Origin of the sequence: Rudanella lutea DSM 19387 (assembly GCF_000383955.1) — a bacterium.
Lineage (GTDB): Bacteria > Bacteroidota > Bacteroidia > Cytophagales > Spirosomataceae > Rudanella > Rudanella lutea.
Map to the genome: position 1 here is coordinate 617,062 of NZ_KB913013.1, position 18,826 is coordinate 635,887.

Sequence of the window (18,826 nt, forward strand, 5' to 3'; positions counted from 1 at the left end):
GTCAAAGCCCTATACACCATTAATTAACTAAAAACCAAACACTTGAAAAGGCTTCGACCCATAACGCACGCCTAAATAATCTGGTTATCGACCAGACAGATACGCTAAGCAAAAATAAGTGTCTCGAACTGCGCATTGATGAATGCGATCTCGTCGGCAGAGAGTTTTACCTCAATGGCTTTGGCGTTTTGAATGGCCTGCTCGGCGTTGCGGGCCCCTACCAGTGCCACCGTGATACCGGGCCGCTCGATGGTCCAGCGGATCACCAACTGACTCAGAGTAGCCTGTTTACTGTCGGCTAATGGCTTCAGGGCATTCAACAGGGTATCTGTCTTGGCGATATTCTCTTGGTTGAAGAACCGGTAGCCCGCCCGATGGTCACCGGGCGCAAACTGATGACCAGGCTTAATTTTCCCCGTCAGCAGGCCCCGCTCCATGGGGCTGTACGCCAGAATCGACTTTTTGTGGGCAATGCAATACGGCACCAGCTCGTCTTCAATCCCCCGGTTGATCATGCTGAACGGCACCTGATTAGAAGCGAGCGACAAAACCGACTCGGCCCGCTTCATCTGCTCCACATTGTAATTGCTCACCCCGGCCTGCCGCACCTTCCCCTGCTCCATAAGCCGCAATACAGCCTCCATCGTCTCTTCGATCGGGGTTGTTTTGTCGGGCCAGTGAATCTGATACAAGTCTATGTAGTCGGTGCCTAACCGCCGGAGGCTATCTTCGCACTCCTTCATGATGCTTTCCTTACCGGCGTACTTGTACACATCAATCGGGTTGCCGTCGTTGTCCTGACTCTTAAACCCAAAATCACCCTGGGTAGAGTCCCAGCGCATCCCATACTTGGTCAGAATCTGCACCTTGTCGCGCGGAATGCCTTTGATAGCCTCCCCAACGATCTCTTCGCTGGTGCCCTGCCCGTAGATTGGGGCCGTATCAATCGAGGTTACTCCCAGATCATACGAAGCCCGAATGGCTTCAATAGCCCCCTGACGTTCGGTGCCGCCCCACATCCAGCCACCGGCGGCCCAGGCCCCGAAGGTTATGGCCGACACGGCCAGATCAGTTTCTCCTAACTTCCGATATTCCATTAATTGTAAACTATTTACTGGTTTCGATAGATCATTTGCTCATTTCTGGACATTCGGACTTCAGACACTGGACGTTAGACTTACTACTTTTCTGTATGAAGGTCTAACGTCTACTATCTAATGTCCAGTAGTTAGAATTCATTTGGACGGCTTCTGCCTAATTGCCCCCCAGACGTACGTGCCAACAGCTCCGGCCGGTAACGACGTTCGAGCAAGGGCTCCGTTCTCCCGGATTGCAAACGACTGCGCCGTTTTTGTGTCATTGTACACAATGAGTACCCAGCGCTTATCAGGCGTCAGAAACGCCACATTTGGCAATGAATCCGGACCCTCGGAGCCAACCCGAACCGAACCCGGTCGGACAAACTTGGAGGCTACCGCCACCACGTAATACGGCGAGTTACGGGTTACAGCGTTACCGTCGAGTGTGAGTGCCCCCAGGCACTGCGTGCACCCCCCCGGCGTGTGCGGTTGCTGCCGGGGGTCGGCCGCCAGATTCCACTCCAGCACCGTCCGGCTCCAGTTGCGCGTAGCCCCAATAATGAGGTTTTTAACGTGCCAGCCCAGATCCCCTTTTAGATTACCCGGTGCCCCCGTCCATTGTTCGGTGAAATACAGATTTTTGTCGGGATGCGCCTTGTGTACTTCCGACAGGGCCGTGATAGGCCCCGCGTACAAATGAAACGCCGACCCGTCGACATAAGGCTTTACTTCGGGGTCGTTCAGGATCGAGATCGGGTAATCGGGCCGGTCGGCATTATGATCGTACAACACGATTTTGGTCTGAATCCTGGCCGCCCGGAAAGCCGGACCGAGGCTTTTTTTGATAAATAAACCCTGCTCTTCGGGCAGCATGAGCAAACTGGGATTGTTGCCGGGGTGCAACGGCTCGTTCTGAATCGTCACGGCGTCGATATGGATCCCTTCGGCCTGCATTCCCCGGATGTACTTCACAAAATACTGCGCGTACGTATCGTAAAACTCGGGCTTTAGGCTGCCCCCTTTTGAGCTACCGTTGGTCTTCATCCAGGCCGGGGGCGACCAGGGTGATCCCAGAATCTTGATGGCCGGGTTGATGGCCAGAATCTGTTTCAGAACCGTAATCAGGTACTGCCGGTCGGGGTCGAGCGAAAACCGTTCCAGCTTGGGGTCGGTCTGTCCGTCGGGCAGGTCGTTGTACGAAAACACGCGCTCGTCGAGGTCCGATGCCCCGATGCTTACCCGCAGATAACTCACCCCGATGCTGTTGCCCTGCGTACCAAACAACTCCCGGAGCAGAGCCGCCCGCTCCGAGGGGCCCATCCGGCTCAGCAACAGAGCACTGCCACCTGTCAACGTGTAGCCGAATCCATCTATTGACTGAAACCGTTGCGCCTTATCGACCGTAATAATTGGGTCTGAAACAGACTTGATAGCCGCATCAAATCGGAGGGTGCCAGGCTGTTTGACGAACAAGGCCGCCGGATCGTCGGGATTCGTGAGCCATACCGAAACCGATGCTGCCGATGAACGGGCCGGGGTCTGCTGCCCCATGACCTGCGTTACCAGCGCGCACCCCATCAGTACGCCAAACAGGGTTTGTTTAAATGAGTCGTGCATGTGAACGGTGATTGCCCCGACTGAACCGTACTACGCGTCAGCGGAGCCTGCGAAGATAAGCCCATTTAGGTTGGCACATACCCATTCAGGAGCGACAAAACACCCAGGCTACCCGAGTGCTCCAAAATTAGGTAACCGTTCACGAAGTGCTTTATTCCGATTGGGCTCCATACCGCCAATTGATCTGTATCTTTCGAGCCAACTTGCCATACAGGCACTAACTCATTTACTGTCACATTTTCCAAAACTCTGCATGTTTAAACATCTCCTAACACTCTGCCTGCTTCAAGGTCTGTTTATAGTGAGCGCATCTGCCCAACAGTTTTTGCCCCCCATCGAACGCTATTCGGGCAGCAAGCCGGGTTATCTGGTGCTCAAAACCGGCGAGCGCGTTGAATTCACCCTCGACGATCTGGATCGTAAGCGCGGCCTCATTGTTAATGTTGCCGGTAAAACGGCCGATGGCAAGAAGTTTTCGTACAGCGCCGAACAGATTCAGGAGCTGGGTCTCACACCATCCGACTATGCCAAACTGGCTTCCATCTCAGAAAGCACCCGGTCAATCGCCAAGATGCAGCGCAACCAGGTCAATGAATCGGCCCGGAACCTCGTCCTGTTTTACAATGAACAGCTCGACGAACCCCGGCGCGAGGCTCTGCTACAATTGGTAAATCCGGGCTTTGAGTCGCGGATTCGGGTGTATAATGACCCTTTCGCAGCCGAGACTATGGGGGTCGGCTTTGCGGGTGTGCAGGTTACCGGTGGTATGGACAAGTCATTTTATGTACGCGCCAACGGCAAAACGTTTCGGCTGAAAAAGAAAGATTACGACAAGGCTTTTGTCGATTTGTTCAGCTCCTGCAAAGGCCTGATGACCAAATACGGCAAAGACTTCGCCTGGCGCGACTTCTGTTACCACGTGTTTATGTTCGATCAGGAATGTGTTGACCTGGCTAACAAATAGATTACCGACACTAAGCTGACAAAAAAAAGGCCCGAACGTACGTTCGGGCCTTTTTGCTTGAATCTATCTGTCAGGACAAATTATTCTTCAACAACTTCCTGCTTCTTCACTGAAATGGTCAGGGCTTCGCCTTCGCCTGAGTAGTCGGCCAGAATTACATCGCCTTCTTTCAGATCACCCTTCAGAATTTCTTCCGCAACGGGATCTTCCAGATAACGCTGGATGGCGCGGTTGAGCGGGCGGGCACCATACTGCGGATCGTAGCCTTTCTCGGCCAGGAAATCCTTCGCTTTCTCGGTCAGCTCTACCTTGTAGCCCAGGCTCGTAACCCGGCCCAGCAACTTCGCCAACAGCAGGTCGATGATCTGATGCAGGTCTTCGCGTTGCAGCGAATTGAACACGATCACGTCGTCCAGACGGTTGAGGAATTCGGGCGAGAACGCCTTCCGGAGCGCACTTTGAATCGTGCTCTTCATCATGTCGTCCTGATTCTCGGTACGGCTGCGCGAAGCAAAACCAATACCAGCACCGAAGTCTTTCAGGTCACGCACCCCGATGTTCGAGGTCATGATGATGATCGTGTTGCGGAAATCGACCCGGCGACCCAGACCATCAGTCAGGATACCATCATCGAGCACTTGCAACAGAATGTTGAACACATCTGGGTGTGCTTTCTCGATTTCGTCGAGCAACACCACCGAGTACGGCTTCCGACGAATCTTCTCGGTCAGCTGACCGCCTTCTTCGTAGCCTACGTAGCCCGGAGGAGCTCCTACCAGTCGGCTTACACTGAATTTCTCCATGTACTCCGACATATCAATCCGTACCAGCGCGTCTTCTTTATCGAAGAGGTAGGTGGCCAGAACTTTCGCCAACTCGGTTTTACCAACCCCGGTTGGGCCGAGGAAGATAAATGAGCCGATCGGTTTCTTCGGATCTTTCAGACCCACCCGCGTCCGCTGAATGGCTTTCACCAGTTTCTCGATAGCGGGGTTTTGTCCAATTACCCGACCTTTCAGCTCTTCGCCCATGTTAATGAGCTTCTTGCCTTCGTCGTTCGAAACGCTCGTTACGGGGATGCCCGTCATCATAGCCACCACTTCGGCTACGTTGTCTTCGTTGACCGTGTACCGGCGCTTCTTGGTATCTTCTTCCCAGGCTTGCTTGGCACGCTCCAGCTGATCGATCAGGCGCTTCTCCTTGTCGCGGAGTTGAGCGGCCTCTTCGTATTTCTGGCTCTTCACCACCTGGTTTTTCTCCTTCTTGATATTCTCGATCTGCTCTTCGAGCTTCAGAATATCTTCGGGCACCGTGATGTTCGAGATGTGTACGCGGGCACCTACTTCATCGAGTACGTCGATCGCCTTGTCGGGCAGGAACCGGTCAGAGATATACCGCTCTGACAGTTTCACCGCAGCCTCAACAGCCTCCGGCGTGTAGTTTACGTGGTGGTGATCTTCGTACTTATCCTTGATGTTGTTCAGGATTTCGATCGTTTCGTCAATCGACGTCGCATCGACCATCACCATCTGGAAACGACGGGCCAGGGCACCATCTTTCTCAATGTACTGACGGTATTCGTCGAGTGTAGTGGCGCCAATGCATTGAATGTCGCCCCGAGCCAGTGCCGGCTTGAACATGTTCGACGCATCAAGCGAACCTGAGGCACCGCCCGCGCCCACAATCGTGTGCAGCTCGTCGATGAACAGAATCACCTCGGGCGACTTTTCCAGCTCATTCATTACGGCCTTCATCCGCTCTTCAAACTGACCCCGGTACTTGGTACCGGCTACCAGCGAAGCCAGGTCGAGCGTAACGACGCGCTTGCCAAACAGCACCCGCGATACCTTTTTCTGAACGATACGCAGGGCGAGGCCTTCCGCGATAGCAGTTTTACCAACGCCAGGCTCACCAATCAGAATCGGGTTATTTTTCTTCCGGCGGCTCAGGATCTGGGCCACACGTTCAATTTCTTTTTCACGGCCAACGATTGGGTCGAGTTTGCCGAGTTCAGCGAGTTTGGTCAGGTCACGGCCAAAGTTGTCAAGGACGGGCGTACGCGATTTCTCGCCCCCTTTTTCCTTGCCCTGGCCGGTGCTGCCACCTCCGCCAAACATCCCCCGATCGTTGTCATCGTCGTCGGTTTCAGGTCCCATGTGTGGACGGGTTCCGGATGATTGATATTCCAGCATCTCCTTAATCACTTCGTAATTAACGTTGTACTTGTTCAGAATCTGCGTGGCTACATTGTCTTCGTCGCGGAGAATGGACAACAGCAAATGCTCAGTACCAATCAGCGGGCTTTTGAAGATTTTGGCCTCCAGATACGTAATCTTGAGCGTCTTCTCCGACTGACGGGTCAGCGGGATATTCGCCAGATTTTTTACATTGTTGGTGGCCGTTCCTTTCGTCGCCTGCTCAATAGTCACCCGGAGTTCGTCGAGCGATATTCCGAGTTTTTTTAGCAAGCCGATGGCCACCCCTTCCCCCTCCCGGATCATGCCCAGCAGCAGGTGTTCGGTGCCGATGTAATCGTGACCCAGCCGGAGGGCTTCCTCCCGGCTCAAGGTGATTACTTCTTTAACGCGATTCGAAAATTTTGCATCCATTCGCTTTGGCTCTCCAGTCGTGTGCGTCTTATAATGGGGTAACGAAATAAAAATCGGGTTTGTTCAATGGGTGAACGAGTGAATGAGTGAATGCGCAAAAGAGTGATTTTTTTGAAATAATCCTGTTTTGGGTTCCTCCAGCAACGATACGAGCCGGATAAACGAAGGTTTTCGCTTCGTTTATTGCGCTCTTTCACTTTTTCACTCTTTCACTCGTTAAATATTGCCTCGCTTCCGGCCCCATGCAGAACAAAAGATCTACTATGCTCAGGTTGGGGGCAAAATGGGGGCCAAAGTTTTGCATGTATGGCTCCGGATGGTAAAACAGCGGCTTATCGGGCGGATTCTTAGCGTTCATCCGCGAACGTGCGTCAAATGTACCATCGGGTGGGTTTTTCTGGTACCATTCTGTCAGCAAAAGTGCGGTCTTTATCCCCAGCATTTGCCGACAAATTGTCAGCATCTCCCACGATATGTCAAACAGGAACTTCCACTCCCGACGATAAACGGCCTCCAGTTGGGGAGCGTAGTACTCAAAGAAAGGCGCCTTCCGATAGGCACTTTCCAGACACCGCCAGTGCCGCTGTTGCCAGGCCGTCCCGTTGTCGATCCGAACCTCGCGAATGGGCTGATGGTTGGTGGCCCCGGCTACCGGTACCGTCAGGCAGTCAATCTTGTTGGCCGTGAGCACATAGCACCGGTTTCGGTAACTCTGTTTCTGGTACTGCTCGTGGGCCTCAAGATGCACCTCATCGTGCGTGAGCATACCCACAAAAAAATCCAAACAGGGTAAAAAAGGCAATTCAATCAGTAAACGCGACGGGGTGTTGTTTTCCAACGTAACTCAACTTTTTACCAATTAAAGAAAAAAAAGAAATCACTCCAACTAATTTTGGCAGAATTATGATTTTCTTCCATTGGTTATCCCGACTGCCCTTTTCGTGGCTCTACGCCCTGTCGGATTTGCTGTACCTTGTACTGGCTTACGTGGTTCGTTACCGACGCCAGGTGATCGTTCAGAATCTGTCTACCGCTTTTCCCGAGAAGTCGGCACATGACATAAACAAGCTCACGCGGGGGTTCTACCGCAACCTGACCGACCTGATTGTGGAGACGATCAAACTCCCCGCCCTGAGCGCCGACGAACTGCTTCGGCGGGTTCGGTTTCAGAATCCCGAACTCATTAGCAGCCGGATTGCTGCCGGGCAGCCCGTTATCATTCTGGCTTCGCACCAGAGCAACTGGGAGTGGCTCCCCGCTTCGGCACAGCTCAACGGCATTATTGCCGACAGTGTGTACAAGCAACTGTCGAGCCCATTTTTTGAGAACCTGATGCGTGAAATCCGGTCTACGTTCGGCGTAAACCCCATTCCGATGCACCGGCTCCTGCGCGACGTAGCCGTACGTCGGCATGTGCCCCGTGCCATTGCGCTGGTGGCCGATCAGATTCCGGCCTCGCCCGAGGTGGCTTACTGGCTTCCCTTCCTGAACCACGAAACCGCGTTTTATCCGGGCCCCGAAAAGCTGGCCCGCTCGTTGCAACTCCCTGTTTTCTATGTCGAAATGGTACGGGTACGCCGGGGCTACTACGATGTTACGTTGCATACGCTGGCCGAGCCGCCCTACAATGACCTGCCTGATGAAGCCATTCTGACCCGGTACCGCGACCGGCTGGAGCGCACCATTCAAGCCACCCCCTCCGACTGGCTTTGGTCGCACAAGCGGTGGAAACATCAGCGTGAAGAATACGTGGGCAGAGGGAAGCAACGAGGATAAACAGTCGAAAATAGGCTGCGCTCAATACCGCCCTCATCTTTACTATGGACGACTTTCCAGAATTTGGAAACAAAACACCTTGCGAGAAAAAGTCAACTATCTCACTATCAATATCTTAAAACTTCGGCATTGAATTCGTTATACGCTGATTAGAAGAAACAATAAATCAGACGAGAGGATGAATTCAGCAAAAAAAACATTTGTAGTTGACGATGACCCGTTCTGGACGGCCATGCTTACCCAAATCCTGAACGACCTGGGCTTCACGAATATCACCACCTTTTCGTCAGGTGCAGAATGCTTTCAGAATCTTCACCTGAACCCCGAGCTGATTTTTCTGGACTACCAGATGGAAGGTATGGATGGACTAACGGTTCTCCAGAAAATCAAAGCCTACAATTCGAAGATCAGCGTTGTGTTTTGCACTGCCCACGAAGACCTGGGAGTCGCCATTGATGCGCTTCAGTACGGTTCGCTCGACTACCTGCTCAAAGGTAATGCCAACCGACAGGAGGTTGCTTCGATCATCAGCGCGTAGTCTATTATCGTATCGCACACCGACCGTATTTACGATCTGTAGATTTGATTTGTTCCTGACATGCCGTTCACCTTCGCTCATCCAGCCGCAATTCTCCCCCTGAAACAGGCTCGCTATGGCTTCTCGCTGACGGCGCTGGTTATGGGCAGTATGGTACCCGACTTCGAGTTTATTTTACGGATGCAGGTGGCCGAAAACATCGGGCATCACCCAATTGGCTTTTTCCTGTTCGACGTTCCGGTAGCCCTCCTCCTGAGCGTGCTTTTTCATCATTACGTTCGGGATCTGCTCATCACGCACCTGCCCAAATGGTTCCGGGTTCGATTGGCTCCGTTTGCCGGTTTCAACTGGGTTTCTTACGCCCTGAACAATAAGATGAGGGTCTTCTTGTCCTGCCTGGTCGGGCTGCTGACCCACCTGTTTCTGGATGGGTTCGCACATCACGACGGCGTATTTGTGCAATGGTTTCCCTTACTCCAGGCCAAACTAACCCTTTTCCAGCATAGCATACCTGGCTATATGGTTGTTCAGTTGGTCAGCAGCGTGATTGGGCTTTGGTTGGTGTATCGGGCTGTTGCTACACTGCCCACCGTACCCGACACCACCGGAACGCCTTCTCCCTTGTACTGGTGGGCCATTATCAATTCGGCCGCAACCCTGCTGCTTATTCGATGGATAAGCCTGCCGGATCATCAGACTTTCTGGGATCTGTTTTTTGCGGGTATGGGCAGCCTGGTCTACGCGCTGATTGGTGTCTCGATGCTCTTCAAGGCTTTCGAGGAGTTTAGCTGGCAGGAACAATCGCAGTAGCGACAAACTTATCGAGCGCCGTGGTAGCCACCCAGCTTTCGACCGGCGAATCCTTTTTGTACAGAAAGATTAGCTTTTTGGATGCCTTATCGAGTGTGTAGTGCGAATTGATGACTTCATTGATTCCCGACAAGTCCATCTCGGTCACTTCTTTGGCATCAAGATAAATGACGTCGTAGCCATTACAAGCGCTTTCCGCGACCTCCATACGCAATAAAGCGGCTTCCGCGCCGGTAAGCTGACCGCTAACCTTGATTCGAAAACAGTCCTTCTCATAATCCATGATCGTAAATGGACCGCTGACAATGCTCATGTTCGTGTGACTTTTTAGAAAGATCCCCTCAAAAATATGAACCGCTATCCAATCTATATCATAATCTGTCTACATATAATTGGGCTCCATGTAACGGCTAAGGCTCAGGAATTAACCGGCCAGCAACGCGAAGCATACGTTCAGAAGGCGGTTCAGTTGCGTAAGGAGGAGAACTATTCGGCCGCCATCATTCAGCTAGACAGCATCCTGGCCAAAAATCCGAAGGACGCGGGCATTCTATTATTCAAGGGGGATTTGAAGCTTCAGAGCAATCGCTTTAGCGAAGCAGTTGATGTATACAAAGAATTGTTGCTGCTGAATTATGAGCCCACAATCGCCCGGATCAACTTATCCTACGCCCTTTTCATGAATCATCGGCCAGCCAAGGCCCTTTACTACGCAGCCGAAGCCTGGACGCAGAATAAGACGAACCCCAGCGCTACGGTTAACTATTTCAACGCTATGCTCTGGAATAGTCAGACCAAACAAGCGGCTCAGTTTTTATCAGCCCAGGATTCTCTACTCAGCCCAGCGCAGCGATTGGTTCTTAAAGCCCGCCTGTACACAACCAGCGGCAACTATACTAAGGGCTTAGCCTTTTACGATAGTCTGGTTCGGGCTTTTCCGGACAAACACTACCTGAAGGAATACTCGGAAGTGCTGTTGGGGAAGAAAGAAATAAAGCGTTCGCGCGAAACCATGCAGCAACATCAAACGCTGTTCTCAGCGACTGAGTATCACTCGTTTACGCAAAAACTAAAGGCTGCCCAGTTTCAGAATGCCGGTACTGAATTCGTTTATTTCAGCGACATCGCCAAAAACACCCGCATCGAGCAAATTGCGTGGTTTCAGCAACACGACGGTGTTCGTTACCGGTTTCGATTGAGTGCCGGCACCTCGGCAATCACCTCGGTTGAAGGCCAGAAAACCACTTCACAGTTTGCCCATGTAACGATTAACGAGCGCTTCAACAAAGCCTGGAGTGGCCAAACCGATTTACATTTACAAACGATACGACCCGAGGTGGGTCGGCCAATGGGCGGGCTACTGGGCAAGCAAACGATTCAGTACCAGCCCAACGACCGCCGGATGATTGGGCTGTATTACAACGGCGATGTGCTCAACTACACAGCTTCCCTACTGGAGAAAAACATCCGCAGCAATAACTTCGGCTACGTAACCCATATTCTGCTGAGTGGTAAAACGGGCATTTACTCACAGGGGAGCTTCGGTATGTTGACCGATCAGAATCAGCGGTATCAGTTTTTCGGGTCACTCTATCACTTGTTCCGTACGGAGCCAACTCTGAAGGCGGGCGTGAACATCTCGGCCCTTCACTTCACCAACAATACGATTACGGCTTATTTCGCCCCTAATCGCTACCTGAGTTCGGAGGTTTTCGCCGATTACAGCACCGCTTTACCTCACTTATCCCGGTTCTATTTTCAGTCTCAGGCTGGAGTCGGTATGCAGCAAATAGAAACGCAGGCCTGGCAACCCGCTTTCCGGGTCCAGGGCGAGGTTGGTTTCCGGGCCAACCATTTTGAGACTTCATTGAAGTACCAAACCAGCAACGTCGCATCGGCCGTTGGTACCGGTTACGCCTTCGACTGGTACACCCTACGTCTGCTTTTGAAGTGGTAAAACTAAGGACGCTGTCGAAGGCCCTCGCGTCAGCAACTTATAATGAGCGTATTACTTCCAATTCCTCGTTACGGAGTTACCCGTTGCGACTTGAACGTAAAATACTTTTGCAACAGGTAATTCAATGTAAGCACAACTACGGTTGAGATAATCTTGGCAACCGTTGGGTGGATGTCCAGAAAAACGATCATCGCCTTCATCAAAAGATAATCTGACCCTAACCCCTGTAGCACAACCAGAACGTACTTACCCAGTCGCTGCCCTGCCTGCCTTTCTCCTCCCCCGCTTTCACGAAACGCGAAGTTTTTGGCCAACCAGTATCCGGTCGGTACCGTCAGTACAAAGGCGATAGCCAGACTGATTGTATAAGATGCAACCAAAAAATCATTAATAAACAAACCCGGCTGGGGCAATAGCGCGTAGATGGCCGCGAACAACAGAATATTGAGTGCCGTGTTCATAGCACCCACGGCCAGATAGGCGTACAGCTGAAAGGGCAACACCTTCCTGAAAATCGGATAAAATAAATCCAGAAGGACGTTAATACCTTTTTTAAAATTCATCAGACCAATCAATTGTTGACGTTATTGAATAGCCAGGGGCTGGCCCTTCTCCGACAAAACCAACGGCTGTATGTGCGACAGGTACCACTGAGCCAGTTCGTTCATGGGTAACCCCTTGGCAGCCGCATAATTCATCTCTTCGATCTTCTTCCGCTCTTCGGGGTGGTCGATCAGATGTGCCACCGCATCGGCCATACTCTCCGCATTATCGGTCTCGAAGTACGCGCCACCGTAGCCTTCTTCTTCCACGACCCGCTCTAAATCGTCGATCTTGGGTAGAATACAGGCCCGGGCATAACTCCCAGCCTGGTGCAGAATACCCGAGCTACCTGTTGTGGTGGTGTACGGGAAAATAACAAACGTGCTCTCGTGGAAAATATCGGCTACTTTTTCTTCGGGCACATAGCCGGTGAAGACCAGGTTACTCATACCGCTATACCGCTGCCGAATGCCGTCCAGATACCCTTTTACGTTGGGGTTGTCAGTGCCTGCAATAGTGGCCGTAAATTTCCTGTCCGGATACCGACGTTCCAGCAGTTTCACGGCATCGAGCATCACCTCCACTTTTTTGTACGTACCAAACTTGCCGAACGCCATCAGGTTTATTTCCTTCAGCGGCTCCGGAACGGGTTTGCGGGGAGGTAGCTCAAAATTACCATGGGGTAACAGAATGACATTTTTGGCCTTATACTTACTTTTCAGAATGTCTACATACTGCGAGATCGTTACACCCACCAGGTCAGCCTTCAGAATGAATTTGGTGAGTTGCTTCCCGATCCACAGAAACAGATCACCTTTCAGCTTACTCTCCGCCATACCAATCGTATCGAGCTTAACGGTCTCGGTTATATTGTGCAGAATTACGATCGAGGGAATTCCCATTTGTTTGATCATCCAGGGGGTCAGCAGGCCAAGTGCGGCCGGGATTTTTCCTTCGCCAAACGTCATAAACTGCAAGTTCAGGATGACGACATCCGGCTTTAGCTCTTGAAGCTGCTCGCGAATATCCAGCACGCTAAACCAGTTATTAAAAGTCCAGCATGGTATCAGCTCCAGGCCCTCAAGCGCATACTGGCTGTAGCGGAGGTTATCGTTGAGGTGATTGGTAAGCACATAAACGGCTTCAACTTCTGGTTTTCCAACAAAGCTTCGGATCAGGTGGTAGCCATATTCATTGAGTGTTACCTGACTGGGGGGATAAGGCGATACAAACGCAATTTTCATAGCTGATTTTAGTTTCGTCGGGGTTATTGTACAAGTGATTCATTCAGAAACCGCATGGCATCAATTCGCCAGTGATCGCCCTGGAACAGGAGGACAACGGCCAGGCGCACCTGAGTGGATCGTTTGGTTTGATCGGGATATTGATAGGTAAGAAGGGCGTTGTCGATCGCTGTGCAGACCAGACCATCGCTCGACCAGTTGCGAATCTGCCAGTCGTGTTTCGTATCCGTTCGGCTAATCCGCTGCGGCTGCACACCGGTATAATGCGTACAAATCTGTCGGAACCAGGCCTCCGTGTAATATTCTTTGCCCGCTTCGACGTCATTGGTGCTGTAGAGATGATTGAGATGAGCCCAGATGTTGCTGTAATCTGCCGTTAAGGCGGCCAACTCTTCATCACTCGGTTTGTAAGGCGAGTTCACGCTCACCTTTATGTCGGTCCGATGGGCTTCGGCGATGGAATCGGTTCGCAGAAAAATAGGCTTTTCTGAGTTCCGCTGCATGGTTTTCCCCTGTAAAACGAAAAAGCTAACGACCAGCCCGGCGAGGCCAACAAACAAGATTCGGAGTATCATTTACGGTTGCAGGGTAATGGTTTTCGAAACCGCATTCTGAATCGCGGCCTTCAGCCGGTACCGACTACGGTGCTCAGCGGGTATCATAACGGTAGAAAACCCATTCAGTACAGTGGCCTCCATCCGATACGTCTCCCCGGAGCCTTCGTACATAAAATTGACGAGTGTTCCGTCGGCCACCTGATTCTGGTATCGGTCTACCAAAGGCCCAACCGTAACCTGGTAGCTATCCACATCGCGCCGGTACCGGGCTTCGATCGGAATGTCTGTACAGGAGCCGGGTTGCACATAATAAGCGGTCAGGCTTTCGTTCGGAATAGCGCGGTACGTGGCCGACCGCGGAGACAGGTTAACCTCCTGTTCCCCAAAAAAACCGGCGTCCTTTTCCGACGGAATCAGATTCCGGTAGCTATCCACGGCATGGGTGATCCGCTGTTGCTGCAAGCTGCTGTCGGGATTGACCGTTTTGGGCGACCGATAATCTCTGGGTGTAATCGCTGCGCTTTTGCTGTTTCGCAGCTCAACCGGGAAATAAAACGACTGCTCACCCGCTGTCAAACATAGCTGAGCCGGTCCTTCCAGAACGCCCCCCACCCCCGCTAACGAGACCGTAAAGCCGGATGCGCCGGACCGAACGTTGAGCTGAATGGGCTGGGTAAAGCTGTACAGACACGCCTGCCAATCGGCGGCACTACCGTTAAAATGCAGCAGCGCACCGGGCACAGCAACCACCGCTGCCGGATTCAGCCAGACAGGCTTTTTCACGGCTGACCTTTGGCAACCCATTGCCAGCAGTGTGATACCCAACAAAGCAGCCAGTGATCTCATTGCAGATAAATTTCCTGGGCTAAAAAACAGTGAGGTAATACCGAAATGCCCCGATTGGCGTTGGCAATTGCGTCGGGTTGCAGGGGGAGTATCGTTCGCTTCTGCCCATTGATGAATACAGTCAACGGGTACTGTTTCATCAACCGGGCGTGTCCCTGAATTTTCCGAAACGACTTACAGAAGCGCTTATGCAGGCCACTCCGCACGGCCGTGCTGTGCACCGCTAACCTGACCTGCCAAATGGTGCCCTGTTCGTCTTTCTCGGCAATCAGCAGACCGGGAATATTGATTTCGGTTGTCAGCTCATTGTAGAGTTTGGCCTGCACCTGCACCCAATCGCCCCGGCCCTGCCCCACAGAATAGCCAATCGTACCCCCGTGAATGTACCCTCGCTCGCTGACGTCCGTGCTGCCGTACACCTCTAGGGAACTGACCTTCAATGAATCCATGACGTGCGTACTATCCAGCCGGATCTGGAAATACGTACTGGCTTTGGGCGACAGATTGTACTGAAAAGCCGTGCCGGGGTAATAATCGCGGGTGATGTTGTTCTGGTAACGAACCGTCACTTTTAGGGCAATATTCACCGGGATGTCATCAGCGTTCAGGATCTCCCCCGTCACCACATTCAGCGCTCCATCCCGGATCACATTTACCTGCCTGAAAGCCGCAAACGGCTTCTTCACCCGATCATCCTTCACCGTCGGAAAACTGCTGATGACCCGTTTACCCTGTTTCCTGAACAGGGTATAGGCATAACTTCTCATCTGCTCGTCGGGAATCTCAGGAATGAACTTCGGCGGCAGGATAAACCACTTGTTGCTGGCCTCAACCAGCCGCAGCGAATCCGTCCGTTTCCAGTAGCCGAGTGCGGTCCGCCAATTCGTCGATACCTGCACCGCAACCGTATCGCCAACCGAAGGGAGCCGCCTGACCTTAATATCGTCCAGCTTGGCGTACGAGGGTAAGAGCCCTCCGTCGGTCACTGATTTTTCGAGTAGATATTGGTCGAACGGATACGTAGGGAAGGGTTTAAAAAAATGAAAAGCCTCCTCGAACCGCTGAAAATCAAGATGATTGTAATAATGGAGCACGGTCGAAAGCGGGTCTTTCTGCTCATCGACCAGCAACAACTCGTAGACCTGATTCACCATAAACCCGCCCGAAAAGATCAGCGGCAGCAGCGACGACGACAAGGCGACCGACCGGGGGTATGTATCGCCCGTGCTGGGTACCGCTTCGAAATAGCCTTTCTGCTTGTACAGGATCATGTAAAAAGCGGTGAGCAGAATGGCCATGCCTAAGCTACATACCGGAAACAGGCCCCATGTCATTTTCAGAAAGGGATGAATCGCTTTGGGCGTAACCGGCCTGATGGTGGAGATATTCCCTTTTTCCCAAACCATGATTCCATTTTCGAGACGAATCGTTCGGCTCCAGCCATTGTAGTAAAGCAGGGGATCGTAGTATCGATCGTTGCTGAAAACGTACTTCAGGCTATATTTTTCCGAATTGACCAAAAAATCCTCCAGCGATGCCATGCCTTCATCACCCGAAAATTTGGCATTCTCCAGGCGCTCCACCGGCCGGGTAGTTAGCTCGGGCAATCGCCGGGCCGAATGGTAGTTGCCATCGACCGAAGCAGCCAGCGAGTTGGCACTGAGCCAGGCCATCTGATCGCCGAACCCAAGCGTCAGGAACCGCCAGCGCATATGTTCGTCCCGATTCAGAAAATTAAGAATGGGCTGGATCTCGACTTCCTTTGGCTGTAGCGGCCGGAAGCTGCCCAGATGAAAAATGAACAGAATAAACAACAGGTACGAAAACCCGGTCGTGGCCGATAGCACGAAGTGGTTGGGGGCCCTGAACCGACTGGTCCAATACGCCTGCACGCTCCCGGCCAGAAAGGAATAGATAAACTTGGCCATGAACGGGATCGCAATGATAGACGCCCAAAAGCCGAACCGGTCGAGCGTCAGGATATTGAATGCGTTAGCACCGAGCAGCATCTTGGGTAAGGGCGTAGTGCCCCCGCTTCCCAGCAGCAAACACCCAAAAAATGCCACCGCCCAGCCAATAAAACGCCGTTGACGCGTAATCGAATACGAAATGGCTGGCAGCAGCGCAAACACGAGCGACAGAGGAATGACAAAAAATATTAAGCCCGACGAGCTGACCTTCAGAAAGTTGTCGCGGGAGCCATGCGGAATCGAAACCTGGGTAATGGGATCAGTTTTGCTCCAGTACCAGTACGGAAAAATCAGCCCGACGGCCATTGTCAGCATGAGTCCACCAAACAGAATAAACTGGCGGTAGCGCGCAAAAGCCGCCTTCACCATAGCCCAGGCAAACCCCAACAGGTTTTGGGCTCGCTCATGGGCCGGTAGTCCATCTACCAACGCCATAAACAGGGTTGGCATAATGAAAAAGGCCATCCCGAAAATGGCGGTCACGTGATGCGAGCAAATGACAACCGCCAGAAAAGCCAGCGCCATCACGAGGTAGATAGGACGTCGCCTGACCATATACTGGTACAGAAAAGGCAGCGCGTTCAGCAGAAACGATAAACCCGTCAACGTTGGCATTTGGCCGTATACGTGCAGCGTTTCGACGATCGACGACAGAACAACCGTTAGCAAAGCCGCTACACCGGCCACCGTCTTGTCGAAGAATAACTTGGAAAATCGGTAAACCCCCACCAGTAACACCTGAAAGATACTAATGGCGTAGATGCAAAATGCCACCTTCAGCGGAAACACCTTACTGATCAGCGCAATCAATTGGTGAACCAAAGGAGGGTAACTGATAGTCAGAAAACCCGTGTACCACCGATACTCCCAAGGTTCGAACCAAAAGCGGGCGTAGTGGTCGGCGAAGAAGATGTGAACGAAGGCATCGTACGTTCTGGGCAATGTATAGTAGATAATTACGCCGTGGGTCAGCAAGGTAAGCGACATGGCCACCAGCAATAATTTTTTCCCAAAATAATCGTTCCAGATAGTTTGCTTGAAATCATTCACAACGTATTGGCTATCAGTGGACAGAAGGCTGGCACAATCTACTTACCTTTTCTCAGGCATAGGCTAATATAGGAAATGCCAATACTATTAACTACACCTCTTGTTAGATCGCCTTTCTGAAAACCTGTTTGTGTGAGCGAATTCTTGCAAAGCGATAAAGGTAACTAGCTTCAAATTGGTGCAATCAGACAATGTTGGAGGCTACCTTTATCAAAACTACTTATCGGCTTTACTCGACCGGAATTCAGGGTGAGCTTCGAATTGCAGAAACGCCGGCAAGCGGTATTGATAATAGAGCTGCATTAACTGCATCGGAATTTTGATGGTGTGCTTCAATTTTAGCTTCGATTCGCCTACCTCCGTCCAGTGCATTAATGGATATTCTAGTACTCCCTTCTGCAGTGATGATTTACCAAACTTCTTTTGCAGACGCAGGAAGATTTCAACATCGAACAACCAGGGCGTCATAAACGATTGCTTGAATAGATAAGGTACCAGACTCCGATGAAAAACTTTGGCCCCACATTGGGTATCCTGAAACGAGGCATTCAGGATTACCTTAATAGCGAGTTTCACTACACTACTAAAGAGCGAGCGACTATCGTCCCGGCGGATGTTGGCTCCCAGTCGCTTGATACGACTACCGATAATAGCACCAAATTGCGGGTACTGATCCCGATATTGTGCCATCTGTAGCCATTCTTCCGGTTTGGTAGCCAGGTCGGCATCCAGAAAACCCAATAATTCCACGTTAAATTTTTGGTGCACATACAACATACCCTGACGCACCGCTTCCGATTTGCCGCCATTTTTCTTCATGGAAAACACCGAAATATTTTCGGGAGACTCCGCCTGAATACCTCTTAGCAGCGCAACGGTTTTATCATTACTCCCATCGTTTACGAAGCACAATAAAACCGTGGGATGCTTCTTGGCAAATGAAAGAAAACTACCAAATGGGAAACGAATTTCCTCATTGAAACAGGGGACAATAATGCCGTAACGGTGACTTGAAACGACAGTGTCGGAAGGTTTGCTAATAACCATTCGGTTTGTATCTTTAGACTCAAGCATTTTCGTGGGATTAATGGTTAGCCTGATAACAGACATTATTCCAATTCGAATGCCAACGAACAACACCATTGATAATCAGATACTTAATAGAGCGTTCATGCTAATTTTTTCCATATTTCGGAAAAACATTCCTGATTAGGCACTATGTTGTCATAAAAACATTCGACGGTTGTAAGTTTCAGTCCAAAAAGA

16 protein-coding genes are annotated in these 18,826 nt (G+C 51.5%); 5 read left to right on the forward strand and 11 right to left on the reverse strand.

What is annotated here, in order from left to right; translation table 11 throughout:
• Positions 1-104: 104 nt before the first annotated feature.
• Together RUDLU_RS0102725 and RUDLU_RS0102730 are read right to left on the reverse strand one after the other, a co-directional pair.
• Complete coding sequence (locus RUDLU_RS0102725; RefSeq protein ID WP_019986813.1) at positions 105-1,097, reverse strand: aldo/keto reductase; 993 nt, start codon at positions 1,095-1,097, stop codon at positions 105-107.
• Between the two features lie 138 nt (positions 1,098-1,235).
• Entirely contained in the window at positions 1,236-2,696 is a 1,461-nt protein-coding gene (locus RUDLU_RS0102730) for a glycoside hydrolase family 30 protein (RefSeq protein ID WP_019986814.1), read from the reverse strand.
• A gap of 253 nt (positions 2,697-2,949) precedes the next feature.
• Between RUDLU_RS0102730 and RUDLU_RS0102735 the strand changes: the two genes are divergently transcribed.
• Positions 2,950-3,660 (forward strand): hypothetical protein, encoded by a 711-nt coding sequence (locus tag RUDLU_RS0102735; RefSeq protein WP_019986815.1) that lies wholly within the window; start codon positions 2,950-2,952, stop codon positions 3,658-3,660.
• Between the two features lie 80 nt (positions 3,661-3,740).
• Here the strand turns inward: RUDLU_RS0102735 and RUDLU_RS0102740 are convergent, their stop codons facing one another.
• Complete coding sequence (locus RUDLU_RS0102740) at positions 3,741-6,269, reverse strand: ATP-dependent Clp protease ATP-binding subunit (RefSeq protein ID WP_019986816.1); 2,529 nt, start codon at positions 6,267-6,269, stop codon at positions 3,741-3,743.
• Positions 6,270-6,462: 193 nt separating this feature from the next.
• Entirely contained in the window at positions 6,463-7,053 is a 591-nt protein-coding gene (locus RUDLU_RS0102745) for a WbqC family protein (RefSeq protein ID WP_245581614.1), read from the reverse strand.
• A 119-nt stretch (positions 7,054-7,172) separates the two neighbouring features.
• Here RUDLU_RS0102745 and RUDLU_RS0102750 point away from each other — a divergent pair, with 119 nt between their 5' ends.
• The 3 genes from RUDLU_RS0102750 (at position 7,173) to RUDLU_RS26835 (ending at position 9,393) form a co-directional block, all read left to right on the forward strand.
• Positions 7,173-8,045, forward strand: a complete 873-nt coding sequence (locus RUDLU_RS0102750) for a lysophospholipid acyltransferase family protein (RefSeq protein WP_019986818.1) — start codon at positions 7,173-7,175, stop codon at positions 8,043-8,045.
• 178 nt (positions 8,046-8,223) lie between these two features.
• Positions 8,224-8,583 (forward strand): response regulator, encoded by a 360-nt coding sequence (locus tag RUDLU_RS0102755; RefSeq protein WP_019986819.1) that lies wholly within the window; start codon positions 8,224-8,226, stop codon positions 8,581-8,583.
• 60 nt (positions 8,584-8,643) lie between these two features.
• Positions 8,644-9,393 (forward strand): DUF4184 family protein, encoded by a 750-nt coding sequence (locus RUDLU_RS26835; RefSeq protein WP_019986820.1) that lies wholly within the window; start codon positions 8,644-8,646, stop codon positions 9,391-9,393.
• Here RUDLU_RS26835 and RUDLU_RS0102765 read toward each other — a convergent pair.
• Positions 9,368-9,706: an STAS domain-containing protein gene (locus RUDLU_RS0102765; protein WP_019986821.1), complete on the reverse strand. Its 339-nt coding sequence runs from the start codon at positions 9,704-9,706 to the stop codon at positions 9,368-9,370. The two genes, RUDLU_RS26835 and RUDLU_RS0102765, sit on opposite strands and share 26 nt — an antisense overlap.
• 36 nt (positions 9,707-9,742) lie before the next feature.
• Here RUDLU_RS0102765 and RUDLU_RS0102770 point away from each other — a divergent pair, with 36 nt between their 5' ends.
• Positions 9,743-11,350, forward strand: a complete 1,608-nt coding sequence (locus tag RUDLU_RS0102770) for a tetratricopeptide repeat protein (protein ID WP_019986822.1) — start codon at positions 9,743-9,745, stop codon at positions 11,348-11,350.
• Positions 11,351-11,418: 68 nt separating this feature from the next.
• On the opposite strand, the gene RUDLU_RS0102775 is transcribed toward RUDLU_RS0102770, so the two are convergent.
• The 6 genes from RUDLU_RS0102775 to RUDLU_RS0102800 all read right to left on the reverse strand — a co-directional run bounded on the left by RUDLU_RS0102775 (position 11,419) and on the right by RUDLU_RS0102800 (position 18,634).
• A complete protein-coding gene (locus RUDLU_RS0102775; protein WP_019986823.1) occupies positions 11,419-11,913 on the reverse strand; it encodes a GtrA family protein in 495 nt (164 codons plus the stop codon).
• A 21-nt stretch (positions 11,914-11,934) separates the two neighbouring features.
• Complete coding sequence (locus tag RUDLU_RS0102780; protein WP_019986824.1) at positions 11,935-13,137, reverse strand: glycosyltransferase; 1,203 nt, start codon at positions 13,135-13,137, stop codon at positions 11,935-11,937.
• A gap of 23 nt (positions 13,138-13,160) precedes the next feature.
• Positions 13,161-13,712: a hypothetical protein gene (locus RUDLU_RS0102785; RefSeq protein ID WP_019986825.1), complete on the reverse strand. Its 552-nt coding sequence runs from the start codon at positions 13,710-13,712 to the stop codon at positions 13,161-13,163.
• Positions 13,713-14,477, reverse strand: a complete 765-nt coding sequence (locus tag RUDLU_RS0102790; protein ID WP_019986826.1) for a hypothetical protein — start codon at positions 14,475-14,477, stop codon at positions 13,713-13,715.
• Between the two features lie 59 nt (positions 14,478-14,536).
• The gene (locus tag RUDLU_RS0102795) at positions 14,537-17,560 is read right to left on the reverse strand and encodes a hypothetical protein (protein WP_019986827.1); all 3,024 of its coding nucleotides are present in this window, start codon (positions 17,558-17,560) and stop codon (positions 14,537-14,539) included.
• 216 nt (positions 17,561-17,776) lie between these two features.
• On the reverse strand, positions 17,777-18,634 hold the full coding sequence (locus RUDLU_RS0102800; RefSeq protein WP_245581615.1) for a glycosyltransferase: 858 nt from the start codon (positions 18,632-18,634) through the stop codon (positions 17,777-17,779).
• Between the last annotated feature and the right edge of the window lie 192 nt (positions 18,635-18,826).